This is a genomic window from Streptomyces sp. NPDC058373, assembly GCF_042723275.1.
In the GTDB taxonomy this organism is placed as follows: domain Bacteria; phylum Actinomycetota; class Actinomycetes; order Streptomycetales; family Streptomycetaceae; genus Streptomyces.
Genome location: NZ_JBHXJE010000084.1, coordinates 1 through 10,300, shown reverse-complemented (window position 1 = coordinate 10,300; position 10,300 = coordinate 1). Strand labels below are relative to the sequence as shown.

10 protein-coding genes and 1 pseudogene are annotated in these 10,300 nt (G+C 73.4%); 4 read left to right on the top strand and 7 right to left on the bottom strand.

Features of this window, described 5'->3' with window-relative positions:
• Window positions 1–100, top strand: a pseudogene (locus ACFWMZ_RS27765) (IS481 family transposase); the annotation flags it as partial.
• Between the two features lie 171 nt (window positions 101–271).
• On the opposite strand, the gene ACFWMZ_RS27760 reads toward ACFWMZ_RS27765, so the two are convergent.
• Complete coding sequence (locus ACFWMZ_RS27760) at window positions 272–1,195, bottom strand: NAD-dependent protein deacetylase (protein ID WP_383172352.1); 924 nt, start codon at window positions 1,193–1,195, stop codon at window positions 272–274.
• A 238-nt stretch (window positions 1,196–1,433) separates the two neighbouring features.
• On the opposite strand from ACFWMZ_RS27760, the gene ACFWMZ_RS27755 reads away from it, so the two are divergent.
• Complete coding sequence (locus ACFWMZ_RS27755; protein WP_383204895.1) at window positions 1,434–2,012, top strand: snapalysin family zinc-dependent metalloprotease; 579 nt, start codon at window positions 1,434–1,436, stop codon at window positions 2,010–2,012.
• Window positions 2,013–2,176: 164 nt separating this feature from the next.
• Here the strand turns inward: ACFWMZ_RS27755 and ACFWMZ_RS27750 are convergent, their stop codons facing one another.
• Window positions 2,177–3,889 (bottom strand): hypothetical protein, encoded by a 1,713-nt coding sequence (locus tag ACFWMZ_RS27750; RefSeq protein ID WP_383204893.1) that lies wholly within the window; start codon window positions 3,887–3,889, stop codon window positions 2,177–2,179.
• A 236-nt stretch (window positions 3,890–4,125) separates the two neighbouring features.
• Between ACFWMZ_RS27750 and ACFWMZ_RS27745 the strand changes: the two genes are divergently transcribed.
• Window positions 4,126–5,409 carry an MFS transporter gene (locus ACFWMZ_RS27745; RefSeq protein WP_383172076.1) on the top strand — a complete coding sequence of 428 codons (1,284 nt, stop codon included), beginning with the start codon at window positions 4,126–4,128 and terminating at the stop codon, window positions 5,407–5,409.
• Between the two features lie 24 nt (window positions 5,410–5,433).
• Here ACFWMZ_RS27745 and ACFWMZ_RS27740 read toward each other — a convergent pair whose 3' ends face one another.
• Window positions 5,434–6,294, bottom strand: coding sequence for an alpha/beta fold hydrolase (locus ACFWMZ_RS27740; protein ID WP_383204890.1), 861 nt, complete (start codon window positions 6,292–6,294; stop codon window positions 5,434–5,436).
• 138 nt (window positions 6,295–6,432) lie between these two features.
• Here ACFWMZ_RS27740 and ACFWMZ_RS27735 point away from each other — a divergent pair, with 138 nt between their 5' ends.
• On the top strand, window positions 6,433–7,248 hold the full coding sequence (locus ACFWMZ_RS27735) for a TetR/AcrR family transcriptional regulator C-terminal domain-containing protein (RefSeq protein ID WP_383172080.1): 816 nt from the start codon (window positions 6,433–6,435) through the stop codon (window positions 7,246–7,248).
• Here ACFWMZ_RS27735 and ACFWMZ_RS27730 read toward each other — a convergent pair.
• The 4 genes from ACFWMZ_RS27730 to ACFWMZ_RS27715 all read right to left on the bottom strand — a co-directional run bounded on the left by ACFWMZ_RS27730 (window position 7,235) and on the right by ACFWMZ_RS27715 (window position 10,120).
• A complete protein-coding gene (locus ACFWMZ_RS27730) occupies window positions 7,235–7,960 on the bottom strand; it encodes a ribonuclease H (RefSeq protein WP_383172082.1) in 726 nt (241 codons plus the stop codon). The two genes, ACFWMZ_RS27735 and ACFWMZ_RS27730, sit on opposite strands and share 14 nt — an antisense overlap.
• A gap of 86 nt (window positions 7,961–8,046) precedes the next feature.
• Complete coding sequence (locus tag ACFWMZ_RS27725) at window positions 8,047–9,195, bottom strand: LLM class flavin-dependent oxidoreductase (protein WP_383172084.1); 1,149 nt, start codon at window positions 9,193–9,195, stop codon at window positions 8,047–8,049.
• Between the two features lie 79 nt (window positions 9,196–9,274).
• On the bottom strand, window positions 9,275–9,829 hold the full coding sequence (gene ssuE, locus ACFWMZ_RS27720; RefSeq protein WP_383204887.1) for an NADPH-dependent FMN reductase: 555 nt from the start codon (window positions 9,827–9,829) through the stop codon (window positions 9,275–9,277).
• Window positions 9,830–10,036: 207 nt separating this feature from the next.
• Window positions 10,037–10,120 carry a putative leader peptide gene (locus tag ACFWMZ_RS27715; RefSeq protein WP_383204898.1) on the bottom strand — a complete coding sequence of 28 codons (84 nt, stop codon included), beginning with the start codon at window positions 10,118–10,120 and terminating at the stop codon, window positions 10,037–10,039.
• Window positions 10,121–10,300 lie beyond the last annotated feature (180 nt).

Genomic DNA, 10,300 nt, shown 5'->3' with positions numbered 1-10,300 from the left:
AGACTTCCTCCACACCTACAACCACCACCGCTGCCACACCGCACTCGACGGGCACCCACCCATCAGCCGCGTCAACAACGCTGCGGGTCAATACATCTAGTCGCTTACACCCCAGCCCGTGCCCGACCCAAGCCGCCCCCATCTGAACCAGCCGACCCAATCTGAACTTTTCGAACCCTTTACTGGCAGGCCGTCCTCCAGGGTCCCTGCGCTCAGCATCCTGGACCCGATTAAGGCCGAGCCCGGCCCTGACGAAATGCCCGCGTTAGCGTCAAGGCCCAGGTTCACTCGGTAGCCCCGGCCCCGCAGCCTCCGCGTCGTCCAGGGGAACGCCCAGTCGGTCGGCCACGGCGGTGAGGGCGTCCCCCAGCGGCAGGGCGACGCGGGTGAGGGCGTGCCGGTCGCCCCGGGTCGGGTCCCGGTTGACGATCAGCACCGGCTGCCCGGCCTGGGCGGCCTGGCGGACGAACCGGAGACCGGACATCACCGTCAGCGAGGAGCCCAGGACCAGCAGCGCGCTCGCCTCCCGGACCAGCGCGCGGCAGTGCTCGGCCCGCTGCGGGGGCACCGCCTCGCCGAAGAACACCACATCCGGTTTGAGAATGCCGCCGCAGACGGCGCAGGGCACCACACGGAAGTCCCCGACCTGCTCGTCCGTGAGATCGGCGTCCCCGTCCGGATTGATCGCGGCGGCCACCGGCGCGAACCCCTCGTTGGCCTCCTCCAGGCGGCGCGCCAGCTCGCGGCGCGGGCTGAAGGCTCCGCAGGTGAGGCAGACGACCCGGTCCAGGCGCCCGTGGAGGTCCACGACGCCCTCACTGCCCGCGGCCTGGTGCAGGCCGTCGACGTTCTGGGTGATCACACCCGAGACCAGACCGTGCCGCGCGAAAGCGGCCACGGCCCGGTGCCCGGCGTTGGGCCGGGCCCGGCCGAAGGTGCGCCAGCCGAGATGGCTGCGCGCCCAGTACCGGCGCCGAGCGCCGGCGTCGGCGGTGAACTCCTGGTAGGTCATCGGGGTGTGCCGGCTCAGGCTCCCGCCCTCACCCCGGTAGTCGGGGATGCCCGACTCCGTGGAGATGCCCGCTCCGCTCAGGACCAGCACCCCGCCCGCGCCCAAGGCCTCGGCGACCGGCTCCAGGTCCGTGGTGCCCGGCGGCGGCTCCTCGGTGGGAGTCCAGCTCAGAGTGGGTCGCATGCGCATGCCCCCAGGGTACGGAGAGGCCTCGACACCGATGACGTCGCGCTGCCACCGGGCAGGGTGTGTTTCCGGCCTAATCCGATGACAGGAGCATGACCAAGGCGCGATCGCGGCACAGGTTCTGTGGCCCGGGAGGAGTGCAAACGGCCATCGAGGCCCTTCGGGCCGCCGCGAACCGACGGCCCTCCCACTCGCTCGGCTCCGTGCCGAGCCTCCCATGAATGAAGGGACAGCAATGCTCGCTTCCAGATGGTTAAAGGCGGCTGGTGTCGCCGCGGCGATCACCCTGGCCACGGCCACCGCGGCACACGCCGTTCCCGCACCGGACACGGCGGCGGAGAGCACGGCAGCCGCGGTGACGCTCCGCTACGACGACAGCCGCGCCGTCGGCTGGGAGGCGGCAATCTCCGCGGGGGTCGCCTCCTGGAACGCGAACGTCGACAACGTCAAGCTCGTCGAGGCCGCACCCGGTACCCGCGCCGAGATACAGATCGTCGCCACCAGCGGCTGGCCGCAGGCCACACTCGGCCCGGTCCGCCCCGGCGGCCAGGCCAGAGTGGAACTGGGCAGCCAGGCGGTCACCGAGGGTCACGACAAGACGCGCATCGCCGCCCATGAACTCGGCCACAGCCTGGGCCTGCCGGACACCAAGCCCGGCCCCTGCTCCCAGCTGATGTCGGGTTCCAGCGCCGGAACCAACTGCACGAACGCGGTGCCGAACGCGGCCGAGCGCTCCCGCGTCCAATCCGCCTATGCCGGCGGCCTCGCGTCCCCCACCCCGGCCGACGGCCGCATCCTGGTGGACGCGCCGTAACCTGTCGTACGACGAAACGAGAAGCACCGGGCTGTGCGGTCCGCCACCCAGCGGGCTCCACGAGCCCAGGGCGGCGGCCGCCGCGAACAGATCACCCTGGCCACAAGGGCTCGCTGGGTGACGTGCCCGAGTCACAGGTCGCCGGGTCCGACAGGGAGGGAGGGCTACGGGATCGCGGCCGCCGGGCCGCGGGCCTGCGCCTCGGCAGAAGTCCCGCAATCGGTGGAGCGGCGCTGGGCGGTGGCGGTGCCGGAGGCGGAGACCTTCAGCTCGTTGCCGCCGGGCAGGTAGGCCGTGGTGGAGCCGTCGGCGTTGGCGGCGAGGATGCGCTGGCCGGCGGAGTCGTAGGCGTACTCGGTCTTCTTGCCGTTCTCGGTGACGGTGGCCAGGTGGCCTTCCGCGTCCCAGGTGTACTCCTGGGGGCGGGGGCCGCCGGTGCGGGAGGTGGTGTTGCCGGCCTTGTCGTAGGTGAACGACTCGGTGCCCGCGGCCGTCCCGCCCGTGGTGGTCACCGAGCGGATCGCGTGCGGCTGCTCGGCCGCGTCGGCGTCGGTGGCGAAGGCGCGGGTGACCTGGCCGGAGGCGCCGCCGGTGGGGTGCTGGATCTCCTGGGTGCGGTTGCCGGTGGCGTCGTAGCTGTAGGAGTGCCAGTAGGAGTCGGGGCCGCCCACGGTGGCCGCGGTCGGAGCCTTTGCGCAGGTGTCGTCGGCGTTCTTGGCGGTGTAGGCGTCGGTCAGCCGGCCCAGGGCGTCGATGGCGAAGCACTGGGTGTCGGTGACGGCGGCGGCGTCCTGGCCCTCGGTGGAGGAGATGCGCTTGGTGTTGCCGGCGTCGTCGTAGCCGTAGCGGGTGTCCTGGATGCGCAGGGCGATGTCGCCGTCGACGGTGCGGCGGGTGAGTTCGCCGGTGTGCTCGTCGTAGCTGCGGGTGTCGTAGACGCGCTGACCGAGGTTGCCCAGCTCGACGCGGACGGGGCGGGCGAAGAAGTCGTACGAGGTCTTGTTGACGAGGGTCACCGAGCCGGCGGTGAGGACGTTGGGGAGGTTGCCGGCCGTGTAGACGGTGGTGACGCGCTCGCGGGGGACGTTGCCGATCGCCGGGTTGAGGGTCCACTCCGGAAGGCCGATGTACTGGTTGTAGCCGTGGGTCCAGGAGTAGGTGCCCGCGACGCTCTTGGCGGTGGAGGGGATGACGGTCTTGGTGGCGGTGGGCTGGTAGCGGTCGTTGTAGGCGGTGACCGAGTTGGTCCAGGGCTCGCCGTCGAGGTAGCGGGTGTCGCTGCTGGGCTGACCCTTGGCGACGGTGTCGTACGTCCAGGCGGCGCGGGTGGTGGAGCCCTGCTTCAGCTCGGTGGGCCGCCCGAGGGCGTCGTAGCTGGTGGTCAGGGTGGTGCCGCGGGCGTCGGTGGTGGTGACGGGGCGGTCGGCTTCGTCGTAGGTGGTGCTGCTGGTGCCCTTGTCGGGGTCGTCCGCGGTGATCTCGCGGCCCCGGGCGTCGTACTCCCAGCTCCACTCGGTGCCGTCGGGGGCGGTCATGGCCGCGAGGTTGCCCCGGTGGTTGTAGGTGTAGGTGGTGGACTGGTGGGCGGTGCGGGCCTCGTTGGTGTAGGCGCGCTTCTCCACGACGCGGCCGAGTGCGTCGACCAGGGTGGTGGTGGCGGTGCCGCCCTTCGGCGGGATGACGGTGGTCGTGTCACCGTCGTGGACGGTGGTGGTGCGGCGGCAGGCGTGGTGGCCTTCAGCGCGTAGAGCTCGACGAGCCGGTCCTTGGCGGCGTCCTGGGTGCGGAAGCCGGACTCCTCCCGTTGTTTGCCGCCCGCGTCGCGATAGCGAATGAAGTAGGGATGCCGGCAACGCGTGGGCTGGGCGCAACCGCACGCCTTGGCGAAGGTGCCCATGCCGCGGGCGAGCTGCTTGGGGATGGTAGGCAATGTACTGACCTCGGGCTCTTGCTGACTTTTTGCTGACTCAGCGCCCGTGATTTTGCGTTCGATCACCGGCCGCACCAAACGGCGGGGCAGACTGGCGACGGAAGGCGGCCTCGCGTGACGGGAGTGTGTCGACTCCGTCGAACCGCGCGTGAGCAGGGGGTATGCGGGGGAAAGGTCAGGACCATGACAGATGCCGTCACGGTCACGACCCCTCCCCGACGCCCCGCCCGCCAGCTCCTCGCCGCCTCCGTCGGCAACGCTGTCGAGTGGTACGACTGGTACGCCTACACCTTCCTCGCGACCTACATCGCCGACCAGGTCTTCCCGCGGGACGCCGACGACTCCCTGGTCCCGCTGCTCTCCACCTTCGCCGTCTTCGCGGTCGGCTTCTTCATGCGGCCGGTCGGCGGGCTGCTGATGGGCGCCGTCGCCGACCGGCGCGGCCGCCGCGCGGCGCTGACGGTGACGATCCTGCTGATGGGCGGCAGCAGCCTGCTGGTCGGCCTCACCCCCACCTACGCCTCGGCGGGCCTGCTGGCGCCGGTGGTGCTGGTGATCGCCCGCCTCCTCCAAGGCCTCTCCGTCGGCGGCGAGTTCGCCGCCTCGACCACCTTCCTCGTGGAGTCGGCCGGGCCCGGCAGGCGCGGCCTCTTCTCCAGCTTCCAGTACGTGTCGACCACCGTCGGCCAGCTGGCCGCCTCCGGCGTGGCCGCGCTGCTCGTCTCCTCGCTCTCGCCGGGGCAGATGGACGGCTGGGGCTGGCGCGTCCCCTTCGTCCTCGGCGCGGTGCTGAGCCTGGTCGGCTTCTGGATCCGGCGCGGCGCGCACGAGACGCGCAGCGAGGAGCAGCAGCGCGCGCCCAAGCCCCGCCTCTTCGACGCCCTGCGCCACCATCCGCGCCAGTCCCTGCTGATCTGCGGCATCACCGCCGGCGGCACGCTGGCCTACTACACCTGGACCTCCTACCTGCCGACGTACGCCGAGCTGAACGTCGGCATGGACAAGGCCGACGCCCTGCTGGTCGGCACCGTCTCGCTGGCGGTCTTCGCGCTGCTCCAGCCGGTGGGCGGGATGCTCTCGGACCGGTACGGGCGCAAGCCGCTGCTGCTCTTCTTCGGGGTCGGCTTCGCCCTGCTCTCGGTGGCGCTGCTGCGGGCACTGACCGGGTCGTTGCTGTCGCTGCTGCTGGTGCAGCTGGCGGGCATGGTGCTGCTGACCGGGTTCACCTCGGTCTCGGCCGCGGTCAACGCCGAGGTGTTCCCGGCGCGGGTGCGGGCGGCCGGGATCGGTTTCCCCTACTCGCTGACGGTCGCGCTCTTCGGCGGCACGGCGCCGTACATGGGGACGCTTTTCAAGGATCTCGGGCACCCGGGGCTGTTCCCCTGGTACGTGAGTGTGCTGTGCCTGATCTCGTCCGTGGTCTACCTGCGGCTGCCGGAGACCGCCCACAAGGAGCTGGAGCGGTGAGCACCGGCGCCGGGCACGGAGGCCTCAGCCGCCGTACACCTCGGCGAGCCAGGGGCGCAGGACGGGCAGGACCGCGCCGGGCTGCACGGCGCCGGTGTGGTCGAGCCCGTCGAGCACCGTGACCTGCCAGCCCGCCGCCTCCAGCCGGGTCCGGCCGTGCGTCAGCGGCCCGGCCATGTCCACGGTCACGCCGCCCCACTCGGGTCCGTAGGGGATCACGTCCGCCGATCCGGCGAAGCACAGCCGGGGGCAGCCGACCCGGCTCTGCGCCGCCTCCTCGTCGAAACCGTCGAGGGCCTGGTAGAGGGCCAGGAACTGGCCGGTCTGCGCACCGTCCGCCCCGATCTCCACGCTCGACCAGTCGTGCTCCCCCTCCACGCCGGACCCGCCGGCCGGCTCCGGCTCGGCCGTGGGCGCCTTCGGCCGCCGCGCCATGTCGTGGGCGGCCGCGGTGACCCGCAGCATCTGCGCGTACGGACCGCCGAGCGGCGGGAAGCCGCCCATGGCGAGGGCGGCGAGGCGGTCGGTGCGCAGCGCGAGCTGGAGACCGGCGAGCGCCAGCCATGAGTAGCCGTAGTAGGCGAACCGGTCGGCGCCCGCGGCGTCGGCGACCGCCAGCAGGTCGGCCGCGAGGTGGTCGGGGGTGAGGGCCGCGGCGGGGTGGCGCATGCGGTGACCCTCGTAGTCGAAGGCGATCATCTGGAAGGCGTCGCCGAGGCCCTCGACCAGGGTGCGCCCCAGCGCCGGGTCCATCCCCCACCGGCGCAGCTCCTCGGCGCGTGCGCCCTCGGTCGGCACCGGGTCGACGGGGAGCAGGACGGCCGGTCCGCTCCCGTGGGTCTCGTATGCGAGACGGGTGCCGTCGTGCAGGGTCGCGGTGGGCATGGGGGCCTCCCCTGGTCGGGTGCCGCACCGGGCACCACATGATTCCGTACGCCGTAAGCTATTACGTGGCGGACGATACCGTACGGCGTAAGAAGTCGTGCGGCGTCCGGAGCCGCGTGGTGGGAGAAGGAGGAAGTGTTGAGCATCATCGCCGGTCAGGGAGATGCTGCACGCTCGCTGAAGCTGCTGTGGGGTGCCGTCGACGCCGGGGGCGGGCGGCCGAGTCCGGGGCCGAAACCGGCGTTGAGCGTCGACGCGGTGGTCGCGGCGGCCGTCGAGGTGGCGGACGAGGGCGGGGTGGCGGCCCTCTCCATGCGGGCGGTCGCCGACCGGCTGGGCCGCTCGTCGATGGCGCTGTACACCTATGTGCCGGGCAAGGCGGAGCTGGTCGACCTGATGTACGACCGGGCGCATGCGGAGCTGCCCGCCGCCTACCCGCTCGACGACGGCTGGCGGGCCGCCGCGACGGCCTGGGCCTCCGACCTGCGCGCGCTGTACCTGCGCCACCCGTGGCTGCTCCAGGTCTCCTACGCCCGACCGGTGCTCGGCCCCTGCGAGCAGCGGGTCATGGAGGCGCTGGCGGGCGTCCTCTTCGCGACGGGCCTGCCCGCGGGGACGCTGCGCGCGGCGGCGAGTTCCCTCTTCGACCTCGTCCGGGGCGGGGCGCGGACGCGGGCGGAGGCGCGGCTCGCCGCGGCGGCGACCGGGGTGCCGGACACCGAGTGGTGGGCGGAGCGCTCGGCGCGGCTCGGCGAGGTGGCGCCGGACTTCGCGGAGCGTTTCCCGCTGTCGGTGCGACTGTCGGCCGAGGACGCGGCGGCCACCGGGGACGGCGAGGCGCCGGCGTCGTGGGAGGAGCGGATGGACGCCACCCACGCGGCCGGGCTCGCGCTGCTGCTGGACGGTGTGGAGGCGGCGGCCGGGGAGCCGCCGGGCGGGGTCAGCCCGCGGTGACCGCCTCACGGCACTCGGGATGGCCCCAGCTGCTGCCGTTCTTGGTGATCTTCTCCCCCGCCGCGTAGGGGCGGCCGCAGGCGCAGCGGCCGGGGAACTTGGCGGTGATGGCGCGTCCGGCGCCTCCGCCCGCGCTTCCGGTCTTGCGGGCGGAGGCGCCGGAGCGGGCGCCGCCCTTGGACTTGGCCTTCGGGGCGGCCGCGCGGGAGGGGTCGGGCTGCGGCCAGGGCGAGCCGAGGTCGCTGCTCGCCGCCTCCTGGGAGGCGGCGACGTCGGTGGCGGCCTGGTCGGCAAGGGCGTTGAGCGCGTCGCCGCCGACCTGGTGCGCGGCGACGTGGACGAAGGTGACGTCGCGCCCTGCCAGCAGGGTGTCGATGGCGACGACCAGTTCCTGGTTGGCGACGGGCTTGCCCGCGCTGGTCCGCCAGCCGTTCCGCTTCCAGCCGGGCAGCCAGGTGGTGACGGCCTTCATCGCGTACTGCGAGTCCATCCGCACCTCCAGGGGGACGGACGGGTCGGTGGCCTTCAGGAGCTGTTCCAGGGCGGTCAGCTCGGCGACGTTGTTGGTCGCGGTACCGAGCGGCCCGGCGGCCCAGCGCTCCGGGCTGCCGTGGGCGTCGGCGGCGACCCAGCCCCAGGCTGCCTTGCCGGGGTTTCCCTTGGAGGCTCCGTCACAGGCGGCGATGATGCGATCGTTCATGGCCCGCATCATGCCAGCGCGGGTACGGGGTACGTCCACTCCGCCCCGGCTCGGGCGGTCGGCGCGGGCCGGGGCGGGTGGACGGCAGAGGGCGCCGGTCAGCTCGCGGCGGCGAAGGGGGCCTGGACGGGCGCGGCGGCGGGCAGGGAGCCGGGGCGGGCCCACAGCCCCCGGGCAGCGAGCAGCGGCAGGACGCCCTCGCCGAACCAGTAGGCCTCCTCCAGGTGCGGGTAGCCGGAGAGGATGAACTCGTCGATGCCGAGGCGGTGGTACTCCTCGATCCGTTCGGCGATCTCCTGGTGGCTGCCGACCAGCGCCGTCCCGGCGCCGCCGCGTACCAGGCCGATGCCCGCCCACAGGTTGGGGTGGATCTCCAGCCCGTCGCGGCCGCCGCCGTGCAGGGCGAGCATGCGCCGCTGTCCCTCCGACTCGCTGCGGGCGAGCCCGGCCTGCACGGAGCGTACGGTCTCCTGGTCGAAGCCGGAGAGCAGCCGGGCGGCTTCGGCCCACGCCTGCTCGGAGGTGTCGCGGGCGATGACGTGCAGCCGGATGCCGAAGCGGACGGTGCGGTTCTCCTTCTCGGCGAGCCCGCGGATCCGGGCGATCTTCTCGGCGACCTGGGCGGGCGGCTCGCCCCAGGTGAGGTAGACGTCGCTGTGGCGCGCGGCGATCTCCCCGGCGACCGGCGAGGAGCCGCCGAAGTAGACCTGCGGGACCGGGTCCGGGAGCTGGGTGAGGCGGGCCTGCTCGACGCGCAGGTGGCTGCCGTGGTGGTCGACGGTTTCGCCGTGCCAGAGGCTGCGGACGATGTCGAGGAACTCGCCGGTACGGGCGTAGCGGGCGTCCTTGTCGAGGAAGTCGCCGTAGGCGCGCTGCTCCTGGCTCTCGCCGCCGGTGACGACGTTGAGCAGCAGGCGCCCGCCGCTGCGGCGCTGGAAGGTGGAGGCCATCTGCGCGGCGAGGGTCGGTGAGACGAAGCCGGGCCGGAAGGCGACGAGGAACTTCAGGCGCTCGGTCTGCCGGCTGACCATGGCGGTGGTGAGCCAGGCGTCCTCGCACCAGGCGCCGGTGGGGGTGAGCGCCCCTTCGAAGCCGAGGTTCTCGGCGGCCCGGGCGATCTGGGAGAGGTAGGCGATCGTCGGCGGACGGTCGCCGCCCGCCTCGTTGACGGGTGTGCCGTGGCCGCCGCCGACGACGTGGCGGCTGTCGCCGTTGGTCGGCAGGAACCAGTGGAAGGTCAGGGGCACGGGTCGGGCTCCGATCGGTGCGGTGGGGCGGGTGTACGGCCGGACGGGCGGCGGGCGGGGCTTCGGAGCGGAGCGGGCGTCAGCTCGCGGCGGCGTACAGGGGGGTGCGCGGCAGGGTGGCCGCGAACTGGTCGAGGACCCGGCCGAGCGCCTCGGCGGAACCGGGGGCGACCGTGACGGACCCGTCGGCGGCGACGGTGATGTCGCGGTCGAGGGTGAACCAGCCGGGCAGGATGTGGTCGGCACCCATGGAGCTGAGGACGGGGCGCAGCGCGTAGTCGAGGGCGAGGACGTGCGCGGTGCTGCCGCCGGTGGCGAGCGGCAGCACCGTCTTGCCGCTCAGCCCGTACTGCGGGAAGAGGTCGAGGAGGGACTTGAGGAGCCCGGAGTACGCCGCCTTGTAGACAGGGGTGGCGACGATGACGCCGTCCGCGGCGGCGAGTTGGGCGGTGGCCTCGACGATGGCGGGGTGGCCGAAGTCGGCGCCGAGCAGCGGCTCGGCGGGCAGGGTGCGCACGTCCAGCGGTATGACCTGGTGACCGGCGGCGGTGAGGCGGGCGTCGAGGTGGCGGGCGAGGCGGGCGGTGCGGGAGGTGGCGGAGGGACTGCCGGAGATGGACAGGACGGTAGCCATGGAGGGGCCCTTCGGACGGCGGGGAGGCGGTCGGCCGCGCGGGGCCCGGAACGCGGACGCACACCGGGACGCCACCTCCCGGGCATGCGCGGATGACCGCGTCCGCGGCGTCACGCGGGCATGCGGGGGCTCCCTCGGCGGGAGGGCGAGGCGGGCTCCTGGCGGGCGCGCGGTCCAGGTGGGGCCGGGCGGCGGCGAGGGGTGGCGTCAGCCTCGGGGGCGACAGGCGGAGCTGGAGACACGCGCAAGGTCGACGTGGCGTCGCTGCGTGAGGTCCAGTCGCGTGAGCATGCCATCGATCAAAGCAGCAGGCCGGGGGCGGGTCAAGAAGGCGAGGACGGGGTCTCGGATGACGGACGGGCCGGTGGACGGGTGGTGGGGGCGGCCGCCGGGGGCGGGGGCCCCCCCCCCCCGGGCGGGCCCGCAGGGGGGCCGGGGTGGGGGGGGGGGCAGCGCCGGGTAGAAACCGGG

Bases quoted from the DNA above. Each gene is read 5' to 3' on its own strand.
- ACFWMZ_RS27760 (WP_383172352.1), bottom strand. From the start codon at position 1,195: ATGCGACCCACTCTGAGCTGGACTCCCACCGAGGAGCCGCCGCCGGGC.
- ACFWMZ_RS27745 (WP_383172076.1), top strand. From the start codon at position 4,126: ATGACAGATGCCGTCACGGTCACGACCCCTCCCCGACGCCCCGCCCGC.
- ACFWMZ_RS27740 (WP_383204890.1), bottom strand. From the start codon at position 6,294: ATGCCCACCGCGACCCTGCACGACGGCACCCGTCTCGCATACGAGACC.
- ssuE (WP_383204887.1), bottom strand. From the start codon at position 9,829: ATGGCTACCGTCCTGTCCATCTCCGGCAGTCCCTCCGCCACCTCCCGC.
- ACFWMZ_RS27715 (WP_383204898.1), bottom strand. From the start codon at position 10,120: ATGCTCACGCGACTGGACCTCACGCAGCGACGCCACGTCGACCTTGCG.
- ACFWMZ_RS27755 (WP_383204895.1), top strand. From the start codon at position 1,434: ATGCTCGCTTCCAGATGGTTAAAGGCGGCTGGTGTCGCCGCGGCGATC.
- ACFWMZ_RS27730 (WP_383172082.1), bottom strand. From the start codon at position 7,960: ATGATGCGGGCCATGAACGATCGCATCATCGCCGCCTGTGACGGAGCC.